Below are 20,970 nucleotides of genomic sequence, written 5' to 3' on the forward strand. Positions count from 1 at the left end.
CCACGGCATTACAAAAAAAGGTATCCCGAAACACTTTCGTGTTCGGAATACCCTTCAAAGCTATAATTCATTGGCGTAACAGCCCATGTTTATACGTAATTACACTTGTTGCCCGCGAAGATGGCGTGCTAATGCGTCGCCAGCTTTCCAGATATCCCCTGCTCCCATTGTCAGCACAAGATCGCCCGGCTGTAACCGATCTTTCAACTCTTCGATCACGGCTTCTTTGGTCGGTAAATAGACTGCATTCGCATTGCTGTTTTGGACGATTAAATCCACCAGTTTGGAAGAATGCACACCTTCAATCTGTTTTTCTCCCGCTGGTGAATAAATATCGGTAATGATCACTTCATTAGCCTCGCTAAACGCACGGCTGAACGCATCCAACAGGAAAAAGGTACGGCTGTAGCGTTGTGGCTGGAACACGGCAATAATACGCTTCCCAGTCGCTCTCGCTGCACTGATCGTAGCCTCAATCTCTGTTGGGTGATGCGCATAGTCATCAATAATCAAAATGTCATTGCCTTCACCTAGCACTTGAAAACGACGTTTTGCTCCGTGAAATTCCACAATAGTTGCAGCAATTTGATCAAATGGAATTCCTGCTTCCAAACATGAAATCACGGTAGCCATCGCATTATACATGTTATGTTTACCCGGTACAGACAATTCAATCGTTCCGAGTGCTGTTCCCTTACGACTCATCGTAAAGCTTAATCGGCGGTCACCTAGTTGGATATCTGTCGCCATGTAATCCGCTTCATGCTCTACCCCATAAGTAATGACCCGAGTTTGGAGCTGAGGCAACATCTCTCGGATGTTCTGATCATCTGCGCATACAATAGCTGCTCCATCCGGCCGAATTTGACTCAAAAACTGTACGTAAGCACTTTTCAGCCGATTAAAATCGCCATCGTAATTTTCCAAATGATCCGCTTCAATATTAGTTACGATACCCTGCCAAGGATGATATTGCAGGAAAGAACCGTCGCTCTCATCCGCCTCGGCAACGACAAACTCGCTTTTACCCGCTTTGGCGTTCGTTCCCAAATTCGTGATTTCGCCGCCAATAATATACGTTGGATCAACGTTACATCTCTCCATAACCAGAGCGATCATGGAAGAGGTTGTCGTTTTCCCGTGCGCACCCGCAACCGCTATTCCCTTACGTTCGTTAAGCAAGCGAGCCAGCATCTGCGAACGGTGCAGTGTTGGAATATTCAATTCTTCCGCTGCCACCCGCTCTACATTGTCACGTGACAATGCTGTTGAATAGACAACAATATCTGCGCCTGCAATATGTTCAGGCGTGTGTCCAATATATATTTTTGCGCCTTTTGCCGCCAGTTTTTCTGTCAGCTCCTGTGATGCCACATCTGAGCCAGTCACGGTATATCCCATCTCCAGCATGACCCGAGCAATCGCGCTCATCCCGTAGCCGCCGATACCGATAAAATGAACATGTTCCGAAGTAATCAACAAATTTCACCAACCTTTTTCCGAATCGGTTTGATACATAAGGGTAGCCCGTACATCCGCAATAAGATACAGCGTGCCGGACACCACCCCCAGATCTTCCGCTTCCGTATGTGACTGAAACAGGCTTAAAGCCTTTTTCCAGTCACCTTCTACAATAATTTTTAAATCCGTTTTGGCATAAGACGGCCGCAGCTTCTCCACGAGATGAGCCAAATCAGCGGCATTCATTTTGCGGCGAAAATCGGGCTCGGTCAGGATAAGCGTATCCACTAGTGGCAGTATATGCTGCAAGTATGCCTCATGATGCTTGTTTGACAGCATTCCCATCATTAAAACCAATTTTTTGTACGAATACACTTGTGGGAGACTCTTGGCCAGCGTCTGAGCCCCTTCTGGATTATGAGCCCCATCAAGGACAATTCTCGGCGAGGTACTGACTTGTTCGAGACGCCCTGCCCAGGCAGCTTGCCTAAAGCCCTCCAGCAGATCCGCATCATCCAACACAAAAGCCATATACTGACGTAGGACTTCAAGTGCCATCATAGCTCCTGCCGCATTAGAACATTGATGCTCGCCTAACAACGTGATGTCGATTTCCATATGCCGGAAGGGTCCAGCGAATGAAAAGGTCTGACCTGTTTCATTCCCATTTAACCGTTCATACGTAAATTGTTCTCCTGCCAGGTACAAGGTAGCTCCTTGCTTGGTCGCCGTTTCACGTATGACCTGAATAGCCTCGGGCTGGGAAACACAACTGACGACAGGTACACCCGGCTTGATGATCCCAGCCTTTTCTCTTGCAATCTGTTCCAGTGTATCTCCCAAAATGTCCGTATGGTCATAGCCGACATTCGTAATGACCGAGACGATAGGACTCACGATATTAGTTACATCCATCCTTCCCCCGAGACCTGTCTCCCATACCACAACATCTGGAAAAGCTACCGTAGCATAGTACAAAATAGCCAACGCTGTGGACACCTCAAACATCGTAGGTGATCCCAACTCACTATCTGCGATTTCTTTCACCAACGGATACAAGCGATTGGCGAGTGAAACCAGCGTTTCATCTGGAATATCGGTCCCATTGAATTGAAAACGGTTCGTAAATCGGGTGATGTACGGAGAAGTAAAGGTCCCAACATCGTATCCACATTTCAGAAGCACAGAGGTTAGAAAGGCACAAGTCGAGCCCTTACCGTTGGTTCCCGCAATATGAACAAATTTCAGATGTCGTTGGGGATCACCCAGTCTACTCATCAGCTGTTCGATTCGTTCCAGTCCGGGTCTAATGCCAAACGGAATCAACCCGTTAATCCATTCCACTGCTTCATCATAACTTTGTAAAGGGGCTATGTCGCCGCCCCTGATCGTATCTGACATCCTCTTCACCTTCAGGTCATTTTATTGTGAGTGAAATTATCCCTTGAGTTCTTCAATACGTGCGATAACTTTAGCGCGCTTATCTGAGTAATCGGCTTGCTTGGCCTTCTCTTCCTCGATGACTTTGGCTGGTGCCTTTGCCACGAAGCCTTGGTTGGAGAGCTTTTTCTCCACGCGCTCCACTTCACTGTTCAAATGCTGAAGTTCTTTTTCGAGTCTGCTAATTTCCTGGGCAATATCTAGCAGTCCGGCTAACGGCAGGTATAGCTCTGCGCCGCTAACAATAGATGTCATGGCTTTATCTGGAGCGGTGAACTCTAATCCCGCGTCGAATTCAGACGTATTACAGAATCGACGTACATACTCCCCATTGCGGTTAATGATATCAAGAACGGCTTGATCGCCAGGTTTTATGAGCAATTCAATTTTTTTACTCATCGGCACGTTGACTTCAGCGCGGATATTGCGCACAGCACGAATCACGTCGATCAGCAAATTCATTTCAGCGACCGCATCCTTATCCTCGAAAGCAGGATCGTAAGCAGGCCAAGCAGCCAGTGTGATCGTTTCTCCCTCATGCGGAAGATGCTGCCATATTTCCTCGGAGATAAAAGGCATGAACGGATGAATCATGCGCAGTGTCCGATCCAAAACATAGGCAAGGACGGATTGTGTTTTCTTTTTCGCCTCTGCATTATCGCCATATAGGGAAAGCTTCGCAAACTCAATGTACCAGTCGCACAAATCATCCCAAATAAAGTTGTACAGAAGGCGGCCTGTCTCGCCAAATTCATAAGCATCTATTAGACGCGTGATGTCGCGTGAAGTTTCGTTTAGACGGTGCAGAATCCAACGATCAACGGTGCTCAAGTCACCGGTAATGTCTATATCTGCCGCAGTGACGCCTTCCAGATTCATCAGCGCAAAACGTGATGCATTCCAGATTTTATTAGCAAAGTTACGCGCCTGCTCCACACGTTCCCAGCGGAAACGAAGGTCTTGTCCAGGCGTGCTGCTGGTGGAGATCATATAACGCATAGCATCGGTACCATATTGTTCGATCACGTCGAGCGGATCAACACCATTGCCCAGGGATTTGGACATTTTTCTTCCGTCCGCGTCACGAACCAGACCGTGCATAAGTACGTCCTTGAACGGAATCTCTTCCGTAAATTCCAGCGCGGTAAAAATCATACGCGATACCCAGAAATAAATAATGTCGTAGCCTGTAACTAGAACATTAGTCGGATAATAGCGTTTGAGATCCTCTGTCTGCTCAGGCCAACCCAGGGTCGAAAACGGCCACAAAGCAGAGCTGAACCAAGTATCGAGTACATCCTCATCCTGTTTGAGCTTTCTACCAGCATATTCAGGCAAAGTGGTAGGGTCCTCCGCCGATACAATCACTTCTCCGGTTTCTTCATCATACCAAGCCGGAATACGGTGTCCCCACCATAATTGACGGGAAATACACCAATCTCGCACATTTTCAATCCAATGCAGATAAGTACGCTCAAAGCGATCCGGCACAAAGTTTACACCGTTGCCAGCCTTCTGTGCTTCAATCGCCTTAGCTGCCAGAGGCTTCATTTCCACGAACCATTGCGTGGACAGATAAGGTTCTACAACTACACCTGAACGCTCACTATGGCCTACTTGGTGTACATGCTCTTCAATACGAATTAGTACACCCTGCTCTCTCAAATCAGCGACGATTTGCTTACGGCAATCGCTGCGATCCAGTCCCTGATATTTGCCTGCTTCAGCATTCATGGTTCCCGTCTCGTCCATCACCGTAATTTGTGGCAACTGGTGACGTTGTCCCATTTCAAAGTCATTCGGATCGTGAGCCGGTGTGATTTTAACAGCGCCGCTACCGAAATCTTTATCCACATAGTCATCCGCAATGACCGGAATTTCACGCCCGATGATTGGAAGCACAAGCGTTTTGCCGATCATTTGCTTGTAGCGTTCATCTTCCGGATGTACAGCTACAGCCGTATCGCCCAGCATCGTTTCAGGACGTGTGGTGGCTACAGTAATAAATCCGCTACCGTCTTTCAGTGGGTATTGCAGGTGATATAGATTTCCATTCACCTCTTTGTATTCCACCTCAATATCCGACAACGCAGTACGTGCAGCAGGGTCCCAGTTAATGATGCGTTTACCGCGATAAATCAGGCCCTTTTTGTACAGTTTAACGAATACTTCGCGTACCGCTTTGGACAGTCCCTCATCCAATGTAAAACGTTCACGGGAATAATCGAGAGAAAAGCCCATTTTTTCCCATTGGTTGTGGATATTGTCCAGATAAAGATCCTTCCACTCCCACACTTTTTCCAAAAACTTCTCACGGCCCAAATCATAGCGAGTCAGGCCTTCTTCACGCAGCTTCTGCTCTACTTTTGTTTGAGTAGCAATACCTGCATGGTCTGCCCCTGGCAGCCACAAGGCATCATAACCCTGCATCCGCTTGGCGCGGATAATAATATCCTGCAAAGTAAAGTCAAGAGCATGTCCAATATGCAACATACCCGTAACATTGGGTGGTGGAATAACGATTGTAAAAGGCTCTGCCTCTGGATGTTGCCCGGCGCGGAAATAGCCCTTCTCCATCCACGTTTTGTACCATTTTTGTTCTGCTGATTTGGGATCATACGTTGTTGGCATTTCCAAGGTTGTCTTGTTGTCTTGTTCTGACATATCAGGATACCTCCATGATTTTTCAATTGGCAAATAAAAAAAGCCCTTCATCCTCAAAGGACGAAAGGCTGTTCTCTCGCGGTACCACCTTTGTTTCACCCCTAGTGTATGTATCCACTGATCCATTACACATGGTGTGACACTTTATGCAGATAACGGTTGCGGACCGGCCTTATTCTACCGTGAACCTCTTACCTTCCGAAGGAATGAAATGAGGAACCGTTCAAACAGGCGACTCCCGGGTGACTTCGGCCAGTAGCTTCCTGCGGAACCTCACAGCGCTGCAATTCCACTCTCTGAAGGGCTTGCTGCCTACTCTTCCCGATCTCAGTCTTTCAATAACTATACCACATCATACATTTCCCATTGACTATAGTCAACACCCATTTCTCATTGACTATAGTCAGCACTTCGTCGCATGTTTCAGCAACCGAATCAAGGGATGTACAATACTTGCCCTTCTTCTACATGATGCTCTGCCAATCTGTTATACAATTGAAGCTCCCGTGTGCTGAGTTGATAACGGTCTGCTATCGTTTCCAGTGTATCCTCGCGCTGTACAATGCATAACCTTACCTTGCGGAAAGGCGTTTCATCCTGTGTATGGAAAAAAAGATTTTTCCACTTGGCATCCTCACGCTCTTCGTCGACTTTCTGATCCTGACCTTGCGGTTCATGTTCCAGTTGCTGCTGGTGTTCCGCTTCTTTTACCGAACGGCTGGATTGAAGCAATGATGAGTAGACAACCGGGTCCGGCTCGTCTGCTCCTTCATCCTTTTTACTGTTAAAAGCCACGCGCATCTCTGGCTTTTCCTCAGTAAAGGTATCATGAACTTCATGGTTTACCTGTTCTGACGCCTCAGGCCTGAAGTCAAAGTCATTCCCCTGACTTGCTTCCAACTGCGGCTCCAAATAAATCTCCGACTCTGTGTCAGAATGCGGCTCCGACAGCAAAGAGTCGTATGCTACATTGGGAGATGTAGAAGATACTTTAGGCTCATCTCCTACCGTCCCTGCTGCCTCTTGCTGAATTCCCCACACTTCCGGTGACTCCTGCTCATGCTTCACTTCGGAAGAACTGTCTTCAATTGCTTTTCCCGTCCATGGCTCATAATATCGATTCGGATCTACTATCGGGTCATAAGTCTGCTGCTCCAATGATGACTTCTGTTCAAGTTGATCCTCTGACGACTGTTCCCAGTAAGCTGACTCCTGTTGCGCTGCTACTGTGTATGAAGTTTCCGAGTCTGTATAGTTGTTGAATGCCGAGTCTTGGGTAGAATAGGCCTCTTCGTGACGATGCTCTCCATCGCCAGAAAGAGATGAAGCTGGATGCTCAGGCGCATGCACTACAGTAAACTCCTCATCCAGCCAAACCGCTGTCTCCTCTGCATGAGAGCTTTCCACCCCATGCAAAGAAAGAACCCCTGTAATGTTTAGACTGCGTAAAGAGAGCAGGTCCACATCAAAATTTTCAATCTCCACGGAGATATCTTCCAATTTTCCTACCCGATTTAGCGGAATGGTAATTTCCACAGGGATCAAATGATGAAGCTCGCTCGTGATCTGTTCAGGTGTGCGGTACACGCCCTCCAGCAGCAAATGCCCTCGCAAAGCGGCATGGTCGCCGTGGGTTACAACCTGAATGCGTGGCAGAAGCTCAATTTCCTCCAACTCGGCAATCCCGGCAGCTTCCTCCGTCAAATGAATGCGTTCATAAATATCAAAACGCAAGCCTTGCGGCTGATCATTCTGTTGTTTATTCAAGGATGGCATCCTCCTTTGGGCAGCCTCCGCACATCCTCTGACTCGTGTCAGGCGCACGGAAACTCCATATTGCAAACCGTTTCTAGGTTCAAGTATATGCGCCAAAATAGAAGGCATGCCATCTTTTATAGCTGTTTGTGCAGCTTTTGAAAATCATCCGGCCAAGCATCCTCCACGGTTATCGTTTCGCCGCTCAGCGGATGACAGAAGGTAAGGCGCTCTCCGTGAAGGGCCTGCCTACCAAAATCAACAGCACGACCGCCGTATAATACGTCCCCAAGCAAAGGATAGCCAGTATGACTAAGATGTACGCGAATCTGGTGCGTCCGACCTGTCTCCAGCGTCAGATACACGAGACTGACCGCACTCGGACCACTCCCCCATACTTCACCAACTTCCACATGGGTAACCGCCTTCTGCCCGGTTGGGGATACACGGCGGCGCTGTTTATGATGCCTATCCTTGCCAATCGGCCAATCCAACGTCCGCAGCGATGGAGGTACTTTCCCTCGTACCAAAGCTACATAACGACGACCGATGTCCTTAGCTCGCATTTGTTCGTCCAGCTTGAGCAACGCAAATTCATTTTTGGCATATAGCACCGGGCCTGTCGTGTCCACATCCAGACGATGTACATGCCGTACTGCTGTATGAATATCGTTAATTTCATAATAGGATGCGACAGCATGATCCAACGTCAGCGGACCATCCTTTACACCACCGTCTGGATGGACCGCCATACCCGCTGGTTTGTGTACGACCAAGCAAAAATCATCCTCGTATAGTATCTTCAAATCATACCAACGTGGGATGACGCCGAGGTCCACTACAGGAAAAAGGGCCAGCCGCAGCCGGTCCCCTGTAAGTTCAATCCCTTTTTCATGCCGTAGCCTGCGCCACAGCTTGTCTGGTAATCCCAGACGGTTCAACAACCAGCGGTCCACAGCTTCAGCGCGATTTTCATCAGTTGCAATTTCTCGCCCCGGTGTGACTTCCAGCCACGGTCCTCTTCTTTTCCAGGTGCCTTTCCAACTCATAGACGTTTGAGCGCGCGATAGTTCGCTTCAATGGTAGCATCAATATCCTCAACTGTATGCACACCTGATACGAACATGCCCTCAAATTGAGATGGAGCTACACTAACGCCCTCATTCACCATTTCAGTAAAGTAACGGCGGAAGTGGTCCTGATTACTCGTTTTAGCAGTGTCAAAATTGACAACCTTCTCGTCTGTGAAGAACGGACACACCATAGAACCTACACGGTTGATCGTGACAGGAATCCCCAGCTCTCGCGCGTTACGTTCGAATCCGGCCTGAAGTCGTGCTGCCCGCTCTTCCAGGCGATCATATACTTCTGGTGTCAGCAATTTAAGCGTCGAATAACCTGCTGCCATAGCCAGCGGATTTCCGCTAAGCGTACCCGCTTGATAGATGGGGCCAGATGGCGCGATTTGCTCTAGAATGTCGCGACGACCGCCATATGCACCTACAGGTAAGCCACCACCAATCACTTTGCCTAGACACGTAAGATCCGGCGTCACACCAAAGCGCCCTTGAGCGGAATGAAGTCCCACCCGGAATCCAGTCATCACTTCATCAAAAATAAGTAGACTTCCGTGCTGCTGGGTTACCTCACGCAAACCTTCCAAAAATCCAGGCTGTGGCGGTACAACACCCATATTGCCAGCTACCGGCTCGACAATAATAGCAGCAATCTCTTCACCAAATTTCTCAAAAGCCAGCTTCACCGATGCCAAATCATTATAAGGGACGGTGATTGTATGTGTGGCCACGACTTCAGGTACACCCGGACTATCAGGTAGACCTAAGGTCGCAACACCAGAGCCCGCTTTAATCAGCAAGCTGTCCGCATGACCGTGATAAGAGCCTTCAAATTTAAGAATTTTGCTACGTTTTGTAAATCCACGCGCGAGTCGTATCGCACTCATCGTCGCCTCGGTTCCCGAGTTGACCATGCGAACAATGTCCATAGAAGGAACACGCTCACATACGAGTTTCGCCATTTCCGTTTCCGCCAACGTTGGGGCTCCGAAGCTGGTTCCTTTTACAACAGCAGCCTGTAAAGCTTTAACCACTTCGGGATGCGCATGGCCCATAATAAGCGGTCCCCATGAACATACATAGTCTAGATAGGATTGACCGTCGATATCATATACACGCGATCCTTCTCCACGATCGATATATACCGGCGTTATACCTACGGATTTAAAAGCTCGAACCGGACTGTTCACGCCACCCGGAATATACTGTTTTGCCTCATCAAAAGCTGCTTTGGAACGCGTATCCTTGCGTACTGTTCGTTGTTCGTCGATCATTCTAATCACTCCTGTCTTCTGAAAAATACACTTATTGCTTCAACCATCTTGCCGCATCCTTTGCAGAATAGGTAATAATCATATCCGCACCGGCACGCTTCATGCTTGTCAGAATCTCCAGCACCATCGCTTTTTCATCAATCCAGCCTTGGAGGGCTGCCGCTTTGACCATTGCATATTCGCCACTGACGTTGTAAGCCACCATAGGCAAATCAAATTGGTCCTTAATGGTGCGCATTACATCCAGATAAGAAAGAGAAGGCTTCACCATCAGCATGTCCGCACCCTCCATCACGTCAGACTCCGCTTCCCGCAACGCCTCACGTGCATTGGCAGGGTCCATCTGATAGGATTTGCGGTCACCGAACTGCGGCGCAGAATCAGCAGCTTCCCGAAAAGGACCATAAAAGGCAGACGCATATTTAACGGAATACGACATAATCGGAATATGTGAAAAACCTTCCAGATCTAGTCCTTGCCGAATCGCCTGTACAAAACCGTCCATCATATTAGAAGGAGCGATAATATCTGCACCGGCTCTCGCCTGAGAAACGGCTGTACGTACCAGCACCTCCAGAGATTCATCATTCAATACTTCACCGCATACCTCACCATCATGCTCATGCATGTGTACCATACCGCAGTGTCCATGGTCCGTAAACTCACACAAGCAAGTGTCTGCCACGACCAGCAGTTCGGGATAACGTGACTTGATCAAACGAGTAGCTTCCTGAACAATACCGTTGTCCACAAAAGCTGAAGTCCCTACACTGTCTTTGGTTTCTGGTATGCCAAACAGGAGCACAGCAGGAATGCCAAGCTCACTAATTTCTTTCAGCTCTTCTTCCAGCCGATCCAAAGAAAAACGGTATACGCCTGGCATGGAGCTAATCTCCTGTTTCACTCCAGTACCAAATGTTACGTAAATCGGTTGGATAAAATCAGCCGGGTTCAATACCGTTTCACGCACCATGCTGCGAATGGCAGCCGACTGGCGCAAACGGCGATGTCTGGTAAAAGGGACACTCATAATTACAAACCTCCATTTTTTATACGTTCATTTGTAAAAATTAAAATTTATAATGTCATAACCGTACTTGATTGTTTCCAGTCACATAGCGATTGAATTAGACTTTCAATGGTCGCCTTCTCTGACATCAAACTGACAGTAAAGCCAGCTTGGGTTGCTGTCTCACCAGTCAAGGGACCGATCACAGCGATCGTAACTCCCTCCAGCAGCGAGACTGGATCACTGATCCCCATTTGTCTGAGGGCTTCCAGGAAAAAGGTTACGGTTGAGGAACTGGTAAAAGTAATCGCATGAATGGCACGCTCCTCCAGCAGCTTGAGCAGTTCATCATCCTGTGTGTTGGCCGCCAGTACTGTTTGATACAAATCAGCCTCGGTCACACGAAGTCCCATCTCCCTCAGCTGATCTGGCAGCCAGGAGCGAGCGAGATCACCTCTTGGAAGAAATACGTTTTGCCCTGCTTGCAAATCTTGCTCAAACGCTTCAAGCAAACCCTCTGCCTGAAAAGGACCTTCGATCTGTTCTGCTACAATTCCGTGCGTTCGAAGCGCGTCTGCTGTAGCTGGTCCGACAGCGGCAATACGGGCTTTGTATAGAGCACGTACATCCTTGCCCTGTTCCTTTAAGTGAGTGAAAAAGTATTCCACTCCGTTAACGCTGGTAAAGAACACCCAGTCATATTCAGGAAGCCGCGCAAACGCCTCTTTAATGTTCTGTTTTGCCTGCTCGTCCGAAGGGACGACGGTCTGGATAACTGGGAACTCATAAGGTTCGCCGCCAAGCTCCTCAATCCGGTGAACCAGACTGCTGGCCTGCGCGCGTGCGCGAGTAACTAAAATTCGCTTCCCGAACAAAGGCATATCCTCTGCCCATTTTAACTGTTCACGCTGATTGACCACTTCTCCGACAACGATGACGGCGGGCGGTTGGAAATTCGCTGCCTTCACCTTGGCTTCAATATCCGCCAGCGTGCCCACTAGCGTATCTTGCTCGGCGCGGGTCCCCCAACGGATCAATGCAACTGGAGTATCGGACGGCTTACCGTGCTTTATCAGCTGATCACTGATATAGCCGATCTTCGCTACACCCATCATAAAGATCAGTGTCCCCGTTGCGTTCGTTACTTTATCCCAATGAATACTTTTATCGAGTTTATCCGGGCTTTCATGACCTGTAATAATAGACAGCGACGAAGCCATATCCCGATGTGTAACGGGAATGCCTGCATAGGCAGGCACGCTGATAGCTGATGTGATACCAGGTATGATTTCATAGGAAATGCCGTGTTTACGCAGCAGCCCGGCTTCCTCGCCAACTCGGCCAAAAATAGTGGGATCTCCCCCTTTGAGCCGGACGACTGTCTTTCCTTCCAAGGCTAAATCCACCAGCAGCTGATTAATTTCCTCTTGCTTCATGGTGTGACGATCTGGCAGCTTGCCGACATATATTTTTTGGGCCCCTGGCTTCATCAGCCCTAAGAGGCGAGGGCTTGCCAGTCTGTCATACACAATGACATCGCCCAGTTGAATGCACTCCCAACCCTTAACCGTAATTAATCTTGCATCTCCGGGTCCTGCACCTACTAAATATACCTTTCCCACCATTCCATTATCCCCTCACCTGCGCCAGAATCTGTTCCGCTCCTTTGGCTATCAAACTGGCCGCCACCGCTTCTCCCAGCTTCTGCGGATCATTTCCCTGGAGCGTTTCCTTCAAAATAACCTCGCCATCTGGCGAGCCTACCATCCCTGTGAGGCTGATTTCTTGACCAGCCCAGACTGCATGAGCGCCGATTGGCACTTGGCATCCCCCATTTAACACACCCAGAAAAGTTCGTTCTGCCTCAACCGTAGCCGAGGTATCCTGGTGGTTGTAGAGACGCAGCAATGCCAACAGCTCTTCATCGCTCGCACGGCATTCAATACCGAGCGCTCCCTGTCCCACTGCCGGCAAACATGCCTCCTCTGGTATATAGGACGTAATTCGGTCTTTCCAGCCCATCCGGTGCAAGCCTGCTGCTGCCAAAATGATGGCGTCAAAACCTTCCGTCTCCAGCTTTTTCAGACGGGAATCAATATTGCCACGTACTGGCTCCAATTGTAGATCAGGACGCATGGACTTGATTTGACTGGCTCTGCGCAAGCTGCTTGTGCCCACCTTGGCTCCTGGAGGCAAATCCTCCAGACTCTTGGCGCCCAATGTGATTAGGCAATCGCGTGGGTCCTCACGGCGCGGTACAGCGCCATTGACAAGACCCTCCGGCAATTCGGACGGCATATCCTTCATACTATGTACTGCCATATCAATTTCACCAGCCAGCATGGCCTGTTCAATCTCTTTGACAAAAAGCCCTTTGCCACCCACTTTGGACAAGGTTACATCCAATATCCGATCACCCTTGGTCAGGATTTTTTTGATGACAAATTGCAAATCCAATCCATGCTCCGCGCACAGCGCATTCAAATCCTCAATGACATGCCCGGTCTGAGTTAACGCCAGAGCGCTCTGTCTGCTACCTACCACAATTGTTCGCATGTTATTCCTCCTGATTTTGCGCAATCCATAAATCTATTTCTTTTTCGGTCCAAGCCATAAATTCATGACGTCGTATTTGTTCCAAAATTCCGCTACTCGCCAAGCGTCTTAATAGTTTGGTCCTTTGCTGTGGGGAACTTATCTTGCGTTTGATGATCTGTCGCATATCGTGCATGAAATCCAGATAAGGCTCATATTCGCTACCGAACAACGTATCCAAGGCTGATCTAATATCAGCGGTCACAGCGGGGCCTGCCCCTTCTGTGGAAATACTAATCGTCAGTCTCCCTCGTCGGATGATACCCGGCGTTATAAAATCTCCCTCTTCCGAGCGATCCGCCACATTTACCAGTATACCCCTTTGTCTGGCCTCATGCGCAACCTTATTATTCACTTCTCTCTGGTTCGTAGCGGCATATACAAGAAAGGCTCCCTGGAGGTCACCCTCGCGATATACGCGATTTACCCAGTGGAGCTGCTTGTGATCGGCCAGGACCTGTAAATCCGGCGTTATATTCGGGCTAATGATGGTAATGGACGCCCCACTTTCCATCATCCCCTTAACCTTTCGTTCCGCAATCCTGCCGCCGCCTACAACACAACAGAGCTTATTGTTACAATTCAACGAAATTGGGACAAAATGCTGCAAGTGGCTTTTCACTCTCCCGTCCACTGATGAAATACAGACCAGGAATTCAGCAAAAAATTAAGAATTAGTAGCGTGTAGCCAACCAAAGACCACTTTGCCATTACAAGGCCTGAACGCTGGTTCAATCTTTTGCTCACTAAAAATACAATATACACGCATAAGGCAATCGCTGTCATTAGCACTTTGGTATCTAGTAAAAGACGCCAGCGTTCCTCGGCAATAATAGAAATGACAGCCACGACAATAGAAACTCCCAGCAGAGGAGTACCAATTAACAGCGCCATATGTGTATACCGATCCATCATTTCCAGACTCGGCAGGCGCTTGATCGTGTCATTCCATTTCTTTACTTTCAATTTACGATGCAAAAACAGATACAACCCCGAAAATACAGCTGCTACCGTCATCGCGACAAATCCAAGATTAGCCAGCGCAATATGAATCAGAAGCAGCCCATGTACGGTATGCCAATTTCCAAGCGGGTTGTCGATCGGCTCCATCCATATATTGTTGAGCACAAGAACAGCAAAGCTAATGATATTAAGCAGCAATACTGCAAATTCCGATCGCTGATAACGTGACAGAAACAAAGAAATCAGCACCAGAATAAATGAGAACAGAAACAGAAAGTCGTAGGTCACGAAAATGGGAAGATGCCCTTCATTCCAGGTTCTCATTCCCATAAAAACAAGTTGGAGCACTACAACGACAAGAAGAAGCCCTGTACCTGTCCGTTTAGCATTCGCATTGCGACGAATTCCATCCGAAAATACAAACAGAAGACTCAGGGCAAAAACATAAATCATTGAATCATATATAAGCATGCCTGAGGCCACGTCTGTTCACCCACCTTTACAGGCTGGCCGGCGCAAACGACGCTGGCAAAGCCTGAGCCTGACCGGTTTTTCCATGAACACCAGTCTCCGGTTTTATCAACGCAGATGCATCGCTTTTATCTACTTTCTGAGCAGCGTCCTCCAAACGATCCTCCAGAGCAAAAATGTGGCTAAACATGTCTAGCGCCTCATTTCCCTGCTTTTGGACAGCCAGTTCCTTAACCCGATTGATCGGATCATGCATCATCTGATTCAGCATACTTTTCGTCAAGCGGCTTATCACTTTACGCTGCCGTTCATCCAGCTCGGGAAGCTTGTTATACAAGCTTTCCAGCGTATCCTGATGTATAGACTCCGCTTTTTCCTGTAATGCACGAATCACCGGACGCACTCCCATCGTTTTCAACCATTGATAAAACTCGCTAAGCTCATCTTCGATCATATGCTCGATTTTTGCAGCTTCAGTACGACGCATTTCCAGGTTGCTCTCCACGATCCCTTCCAGATCATCAATATCATATAGGAAAACATTCTGCAATTCCCCAATAGCCGGATCCAAATCGCGCGGAACCGCGATATCAATCATAAACAAAGGACGAGACTGACGACTTTTCATACTGGCTTCGACACGGTTGCGATCCAGAATATACCCCTGAGCACCAGTCGAGCTAATCACAATATCCACATCCGCCAACCGATTCATGCCATCCTCCATCGTAACTGGTGTACCATTAAACTTGGAGGCCAGATCCTCGGCGCGGGACAAAGTTCGATTTGCTACAATAACCTCGGCAGCTCCGCCGCTGTACAAATGCTTAACGGTAAGCTCACTCATTTTACCAGCACCGAGGATTAGTACCTTTTTATCCGTAAACATCCCGAAAATCCGTTTGCCCAGCTCAACGGCTGCATAGCTAACAGATACGGCACTTTCTCCAATAGACGTCTCCGAATGGGCACGCTTGCCCAATGTGACGGCCTGCTTAAACAGCATATTAAACCACGTTGCTGTAATTTTCTGAGATTGAGCCTGGAGAAAAGCATTCTTTACCTGACCCAAAATTTGTGTTTCTCCAATGACCATGGAATCCAGACCACAAGTCACACGGAACAAATGCCGAATTGCCTGCTCGTCTTCATATATATATAAATGTTGTGTAAACTGATCACGAGGAATACCAAACCATTGCTCCATAAAACTGCGTATAAAATAACCGCACATGTGAAGGCGGTCGACCACAACATATATTTCAGTCCGATTGCAGGTTGCGACAACTACGCCCTCCAACACACTTTTGGTAAGTTTGAGTTGCTCCAGCGCTTCTGGCAAATCCTGTTCTGCAAATGTAAACCGTTCTCTGACTTCCACAGGCGCCGTACGATAATTCAACCCAACAACGACGATGTGCATTGTAAAATTCACCTGCCTAAACTGTAATAAGAATACTCATTGTTATCATAAACTATGTTAATTATATCACAGAAGTCCGAATCCCCTTCGGCTGTTTTATGAATTGTTTATGAAAATTGGATAGCTTTCATAAACATCCAGCACGTTCTGTATGATTTAGTTTAGTTTGAACTACTTTTAAAACAAATAACCATGGAATTGTTCCATGGTTATAATATAGGACGCACAAAAGGCTCCATAAAAAAGATTTATACCAACTCAGCCAACTTGCACTTCGGTGATTCCACCTGAAGTTCTCCCAAGCCGCGAATTAGCTTCTTCGCATATGTTTTTTTCGGTTTTAGAACGGATACCAGGTAATCAATAGCCAGCTGCGGATCAACAGTCTCACCGCAAGTATAACAATCAATAGCGGCAAACCCTCTCTCAGGATACGTATGAATAGAGAGATGACTCTCCGACAACAGTACAAGCACGGTAGCTCCCTGTGGTTCGAATTGCTTGGATTGAACGGACATCACCGTTGCTCCGCAAGCTTCAGCAGCTTCAACTAATTGAGCCTCCAGAAACTGCGCATCATTCAGTAATTCAAACTCAACACCCCAAGTATCTACGGCAACGTGTCTTCCGAAAGTTGAGTATTCCAATTCCATCTTTCGGTTCCCCCTTCCTAGGAATAAAATGTTTGAAAAAAATTTCATCCGCTAGGACCTACGTCATTCACTTCCCGAGGGATAACCTCTCGCAACATTCAATGTCCTGAGTGAATCCTGGTTCCTATATTCATTTTCAACGAGATTAAAAATAACATCTATGTGCAGCAAATGCAATCATTTTTTTGGAATAAAAAAGCCCCTTTCGGCAAAGAAAGGGACTACACTGTATAACAATTCATTCCATATATTCAGCCTTTTAAGCTTCCAGTGCAAATAATTTGGAGCAACTCATCCGAAGCTTATGGTCAATCTGTTCCAGCTCAGAGAAAGTACGCGCCAAATTCCGCTCGTCAAGTAACGAATTAATGAGGTTGTATATATCTGCTATTTCATTTTCGACGTTCTGATGTTGAAAAAGCTGTTGCAGTTCTTGCACTGTATTTCTATATTCAAACACCAGCCTAGAGCCTTCCGCATTCTTTTCCATAATTTTGCGGACCGCACCTTCATTATAAAAATACACCATAGTGAATCCTTGATACATGCGGTAAACAATACCTTCACCCTTAAAGCGAACAAATAGTTGGCGTATAAACAGAGTTAGCTGTGGATGAACTAAGCGGCAAGTTAATTCACAAACAAACGCTCCCTCTTTGGCTTCAAAAAATAAATGAACTTCCTCACCCGCAATATGCTCTAGAACGATTTCCTGTCTTCCGTTATCAAGAACTTTAATGCGGTAATGCACCTGGGGATCATCCACTGCCTGCAAAAATTCGTCCATTTGGGTTTCTGACAAGGTCAAAGTGGTTTTTACATACTCTGTGGCTAACCGCTGTGCCATACCAATCTCCTCAATTCTTTCCTGAACCTTTAGTGTAAGCTTTATACTTTATTATACATCAGACCTGTTGCGCTTTCTTGCGTATCAAATCATAAATATCCGCCATTCATCGAAGATAAACGGAAAATACCGTAATCGCAGCTGTATTATCCTCCATATGCTCACTTTTATGCTTAAATCCCACGATTTCCTTTGTTTATTATATATTATTCCTACCTTTTTAGTGAGTTTAATGTTTTTGAATTCAACATCATAAAAAAAGGCGCCCTTAAGGACGCCCCTAACCTTACAATTCCGTCTGCTCTTCGTCGTCATTCTCGATATAACTGGAGATGACCGACCACAGCTCTTCCTTGCCCATGCCTTCTTCGGATGAAAAGGGGATAAACAAACCCCCGGGAAGTATTCCAAGTTCCTGCTTGATTACCTTATAGTGCTTTTCTCGACGTGTTTTAGGGATTTTATCTGCTTTTGTACCTACAACACAGACAGGGAGCCCGTTATGGCGCAGCCAGTCGTACATCATGATATCATCCTTGGACGGTGGGTGGCGCAAATCTACCATTTGTAGCACCAGTTTGAGCGGCTCACGTTCCAGCAAATAAGACTCAATCATTTGTCCCCAAGCCTTACGTGACGTTTTGGATACCTTAGCATAACCGTAACCGGGAAAATCGACAAAATAGAGCTCATCATTAATCCGGTAATAATTGAGTTGCTGAGTTTTACCCGGCGTAGAACTGGTACGCGCCAAATTTTTACGGTTAATCATCCGATTAATCAGTGATGATTTTCCAACATTGGAGCGCCCCGCCAGAGCAATCTCTGGCAAAGCGTCCACAGGAAACTGATCCGGACCAACCGCACTTATTATAAATTCTGCTTTTGTTACTTTCATTGTGTCTTTAATTCCTCTCTAATGTACCCTTGCCTGCTCAACCAAAGCATGCTTTAACACCTGATCCATATGGGCAACGGGGACAAATTCAACATCCTGCCGGATACTGTCGGGAATATCCTTCAAATCCCGTTCATTATCTTTGGGAAGCAGAATTTTTTTGTAGCCTGCCCGATGGGCAGCCAGCGATTTTTCTTTCAAACCACCAATCGGCAATACGCGACCGCGCAGGGTAATTTCGCCCGTCATCGCTACATCCTTGGATACATGACGGTTGGTCAAAGCCGAAATTAATGCAGTAGCAATCGTGATTCCGGCAGATGGACCATCCTTCGGAATTGCTCCCTCAGGAATATGAATATGGATATCATTTTTCTCATAGAAATCCAATTCGATGCCCAGATCGACTGCTTTGGAACGAGTGTAGCTGAATGCCGCCTGCGCGGATTCTTTCATGACGTCTCCTAGTTTACCCGTAAGAATCAGTTTCCCGCTCCCAGGCACGACCGTCACTTCAATCATCAGTGTTTCACCACCGACCTCTGTCCACGCCAAGCCTGTAACCGTACCGATCTGATCCTCCAGTTCTGCTACACCGTAACGGAATTTGGCGATACCCAAATAATCTTTCAAATTATCCGGTGTGATTTCAATCGGCCCTTCGCCACCGGATACAACTGACTTCGCCGCTTTGCGACATAGAGAAGCCATTTGCTGTTCAAGATTACGCACACCAGATTCACGGGTATATTCACGAATGACACGCAGCAGCGTATCCTCCCCAATAACCAACTGTTCCTCTCCCAAGCCATGCTCTCTCTTCTGCTTGGGCAGGAGATACCGATTGGCAATTTCCAACTTCTCCAGTTCGGTGTAACCGGGAATATAGAGCGTCTCCATACGATCCATCAGCGGACGCGGGATATTATGTGCAGCATTGGCTGTCGTTACAAACATCACGTTGGACAGATCAAACGGCAACTCAACAAAATGGTCACTGAACGTGTTGTTTTGTTCAGGATCGAGCACTTCGAGCAATGCCGCCGACGGATCGCCCCGGAAGTCGGAGGCCATTTTATCAATCTCATCCAGCAAAAAGACTGGATTAGATGTTCCTGCGGTCTTCATTCCCTGAATAATCCGACCCGGCATCGCGCCAACATAAGTCCGGCGGTGACCACGGATTTCCGCTTCATCCCGCACACCTCCGAGAGAGATGCGAACAAATTCCCGACCCATGGATTTGGCAATCGAGCGAGCCAGCGAGGTCTTGCCGACTCCTGGCGGACCTACGAGACACAGAATGGGTCCCTTAATAGTCTTCACCAGTTTGCGCACGGCCAAATACTCCAACACCCGCTCCTTGGGCTTATCCAGCCCGTAATGGTCGTTATCGAGTATTTCTTCTGCTTTGACAATATCAAGATCATCATCGGTGAACTTGTTCCACGGCAAGCTTAACAACCAATCGACGTAATTGCGGATGACACCACCCTCGGCAGAGCTTGCCGGCATTTTTTCCAGACGGTCAATTTCCTTTTCGACCTTCTCCTTCACCGGAACCGGCAACTCTCGTTCACTTAGCTGGTTGCGTAGTTCTTCAACTTCTCCTGCGCGACCTTCCTTCTCACCAAGTTCCTTCTGAATCGCCTTCATTTGTTCACGCAGATAATACTCCTTCTGCGTCTTTTCCATCTGCTTCTTCACACGCTGGTTGATTTTACGTTCCAGCTCCAGCACTTCACGCTCATTGTTTAAAATATCTAGAAGCTTCTCCAGACGCTGAGTTACGTCGATCGTCTCCAATATATCCTGCTTTTCCTTAATTTTGAGCGTCAAATGGCTTGTGATCACATCAGCCAGGCGTCCTGGCTCCTCAATATCAGATACCGCAGCGAGAGTCTCCGGTGTTACCTTTTTGGACAAATTGATATAATGCTCGAACTGAGTTAATACAGTGCGCATAAGCGCATCCGTTTCAGGCTGCACATTTTCTGCCTCGTGCAGTTCCTTCGCCATTACCTCGTAATATTCTTCATTGTCCGTATATTGAATAATCTCAGCACGTTCCAGCCCTTCCACCAATACTCGAATGGTTCCGTTGGGAAGCTTGAGCATTTGGCGTACTTTGGCTACCGTGCCGACTCGAAAAATATCCTCTTGTGTGGGTTCTTCAATATTAACTTCTGATTGAGAACACAGGAGAATCAAATTGTCTTCAACCATCGCTTTTTCCAAAGCCTTGACCGATTTTTCCCGGCCCACATCGAGATGTAGAACCATGCTCGGGTAAACCAGAAGTCCTCTTAAAGGCAGCAAAGGAAAACGACGACCTTTTGTCTTGGTGGGTCCCATCGCTTTCGCACCTCCAGTGATTCTCAGGTTCCGGATTTTACAATCCTCACGTTGCTATCTTTCATATTTTATCAAATGTTTTATAA

General features: G+C 47.4%; 16 protein-coding genes. All 16 read right to left on the reverse strand.

Going from position 1 to position 20,970, the window contains the following annotated elements; genetic code table 11:
• Positions 1 to 99 precede the first annotated feature (99 nt).
• On the reverse strand, positions 100 to 1,479 hold the full coding sequence (gene murC / locus OIU26_RS16370; RefSeq protein ID WP_058712276.1) for a UDP-N-acetylmuramate--L-alanine ligase: 1,380 nt from the start codon (positions 1,477 to 1,479) through the stop codon (positions 100 to 102).
• Between the two features lie 6 nt (positions 1,480 to 1,485).
• On the reverse strand, positions 1,486 to 2,862 hold the full coding sequence (locus OIU26_RS16375) for a bifunctional folylpolyglutamate synthase/dihydrofolate synthase (RefSeq protein ID WP_264217416.1): 1,377 nt from the start codon (positions 2,860 to 2,862) through the stop codon (positions 1,486 to 1,488).
• Positions 2,863 to 2,898: 36 nt separating this feature from the next.
• The gene (locus OIU26_RS16380) at positions 2,899 to 5,565 is read right to left on the reverse strand and encodes a valine--tRNA ligase (RefSeq protein WP_264217417.1); all 2,667 of its coding nucleotides are present in this window, start codon (positions 5,563 to 5,565) and stop codon (positions 2,899 to 2,901) included.
• A gap of 435 nt (positions 5,566 to 6,000) precedes the next feature.
• The gene (locus OIU26_RS16385) at positions 6,001 to 7,332 is read right to left on the reverse strand and encodes a LysM peptidoglycan-binding domain-containing protein (RefSeq protein ID WP_436449158.1); all 1,332 of its coding nucleotides are present in this window, start codon (positions 7,330 to 7,332) and stop codon (positions 6,001 to 6,003) included.
• A 125-nt stretch (positions 7,333 to 7,457) separates the two neighbouring features.
• On the reverse strand, positions 7,458 to 8,369 hold the full coding sequence (locus tag OIU26_RS16390) for an RluA family pseudouridine synthase (RefSeq protein ID WP_264217419.1): 912 nt from the start codon (positions 8,367 to 8,369) through the stop codon (positions 7,458 to 7,460).
• The gene (gene hemL / locus OIU26_RS16395) at positions 8,366 to 9,670 is read right to left on the reverse strand and encodes a glutamate-1-semialdehyde 2,1-aminomutase (RefSeq protein ID WP_058712267.1); all 1,305 of its coding nucleotides are present in this window, start codon (positions 9,668 to 9,670) and stop codon (positions 8,366 to 8,368) included. Before hemL ends, OIU26_RS16390 begins: the two co-directional genes overlap by 4 nt.
• A gap of 31 nt (positions 9,671 to 9,701) precedes the next feature.
• Positions 9,702 to 10,700: a porphobilinogen synthase gene (hemB, locus tag OIU26_RS16400; protein WP_013372683.1), complete on the reverse strand. Its 999-nt coding sequence runs from the start codon at positions 10,698 to 10,700 to the stop codon at positions 9,702 to 9,704.
• 47 nt (positions 10,701 to 10,747) lie between these two features.
• Positions 10,748 to 12,304, reverse strand: coding sequence for a uroporphyrinogen-III C-methyltransferase (gene cobA / locus OIU26_RS16405; RefSeq protein WP_264217420.1), 1,557 nt, complete (start codon positions 12,302 to 12,304; stop codon positions 10,748 to 10,750).
• A 4-nt stretch (positions 12,305 to 12,308) separates the two neighbouring features.
• Positions 12,309 to 13,235 (reverse strand): hydroxymethylbilane synthase, encoded by a 927-nt coding sequence (hemC, locus tag OIU26_RS16410; RefSeq protein ID WP_025678460.1) that lies wholly within the window; start codon positions 13,233 to 13,235, stop codon positions 12,309 to 12,311.
• Position 13,236: 1 nt separating this feature from the next.
• Positions 13,237 to 13,884 carry a precorrin-2 dehydrogenase/sirohydrochlorin ferrochelatase family protein gene (locus OIU26_RS16415; protein WP_436449159.1) on the reverse strand — a complete coding sequence of 216 codons (648 nt, stop codon included), beginning with the start codon at positions 13,882 to 13,884 and terminating at the stop codon, positions 13,237 to 13,239.
• Between the two features lie 8 nt (positions 13,885 to 13,892).
• A complete protein-coding gene (gene ccsA, locus OIU26_RS16420; protein WP_013372687.1) occupies positions 13,893 to 14,720 on the reverse strand; it encodes a cytochrome c biogenesis protein CcsA in 828 nt (275 codons plus the stop codon).
• A gap of 16 nt (positions 14,721 to 14,736) precedes the next feature.
• Positions 14,737 to 16,131, reverse strand: coding sequence for a glutamyl-tRNA reductase (gene hemA, locus OIU26_RS16425; protein WP_264217422.1), 1,395 nt, complete (start codon positions 16,129 to 16,131; stop codon positions 14,737 to 14,739).
• A 248-nt stretch (positions 16,132 to 16,379) separates the two neighbouring features.
• On the reverse strand, positions 16,380 to 16,778 hold the full coding sequence (gene speD, locus OIU26_RS16430) for an adenosylmethionine decarboxylase (RefSeq protein WP_025678464.1): 399 nt from the start codon (positions 16,776 to 16,778) through the stop codon (positions 16,380 to 16,382).
• Positions 16,779 to 17,043: 265 nt separating this feature from the next.
• The gene (locus tag OIU26_RS16435; protein ID WP_013372690.1) at positions 17,044 to 17,631 is read right to left on the reverse strand and encodes a hypothetical protein; all 588 of its coding nucleotides are present in this window, start codon (positions 17,629 to 17,631) and stop codon (positions 17,044 to 17,046) included.
• 286 nt (positions 17,632 to 17,917) lie between these two features.
• On the reverse strand, positions 17,918 to 18,529 hold the full coding sequence (gene yihA / locus OIU26_RS16440; RefSeq protein WP_013372691.1) for a ribosome biogenesis GTP-binding protein YihA/YsxC: 612 nt from the start codon (positions 18,527 to 18,529) through the stop codon (positions 17,918 to 17,920).
• An 18-nt stretch (positions 18,530 to 18,547) separates the two neighbouring features.
• Entirely contained in the window at positions 18,548 to 20,884 is a 2,337-nt protein-coding gene (gene lon / locus OIU26_RS16445) for an endopeptidase La (protein WP_025678468.1), read from the reverse strand.
• Positions 20,885 to 20,970 lie beyond the last annotated feature (86 nt).

It is taken from the genome of Paenibacillus sp. BT-177 (assembly GCF_025846815.2).
GTDB classification, from domain to species: Bacteria; Bacillota; Bacilli; order Paenibacillales; family Paenibacillaceae; genus Paenibacillus; species Paenibacillus polymyxa_C.

Excerpts from the sequence above, each read along its gene's own strand:
- OIU26_RS16390 (WP_264217419.1), bottom strand. The coding sequence starts at position 8,369 with ATGAGTTGGAAAGGCACCTGGAAAAGAAGAGGACCGTGGCTGGAAGTC.
- OIU26_RS16375 (WP_264217416.1), bottom strand. The coding sequence starts at position 2,862 with ATGTCAGATACGATCAGGGGCGGCGACATAGCCCCTTTACAAAGTTAT.
- hemC (WP_025678460.1), bottom strand. The coding sequence starts at position 13,235 with ATGCGAACAATTGTGGTAGGTAGCAGACAGAGCGCTCTGGCGTTAACT.
- hemL (WP_058712267.1), bottom strand. The coding sequence starts at position 9,670 with ATGATCGACGAACAACGAACAGTACGCAAGGATACGCGTTCCAAAGCA.
- cobA (WP_264217420.1), bottom strand. The coding sequence starts at position 12,304 with ATGGTGGGAAAGGTATATTTAGTAGGTGCAGGACCCGGAGATGCAAGA.
- OIU26_RS16380 (WP_264217417.1), bottom strand. The coding sequence starts at position 5,565 with ATGTCAGAACAAGACAACAAGACAACCTTGGAAATGCCAACAACGTAT.
- yihA (WP_013372691.1), bottom strand. The coding sequence starts at position 18,529 with ATGAAAGTAACAAAAGCAGAATTTATAATAAGTGCGGTTGGTCCGGAT.
- OIU26_RS16435 (WP_013372690.1), bottom strand. The coding sequence starts at position 17,631 with ATGGCACAGCGGTTAGCCACAGAGTATGTAAAAACCACTTTGACCTTG.
- hemB (WP_013372683.1), bottom strand. The coding sequence starts at position 10,700 with ATGAGTGTCCCTTTTACCAGACATCGCCGTTTGCGCCAGTCGGCTGCC.
- hemA (WP_264217422.1), bottom strand. The coding sequence starts at position 16,131 with ATGCACATCGTCGTTGTTGGGTTGAATTATCGTACGGCGCCTGTGGAA.
- lon (WP_025678468.1), bottom strand. The coding sequence starts at position 20,884 with ATGGGACCCACCAAGACAAAAGGTCGTCGTTTTCCTTTGCTGCCTTTA.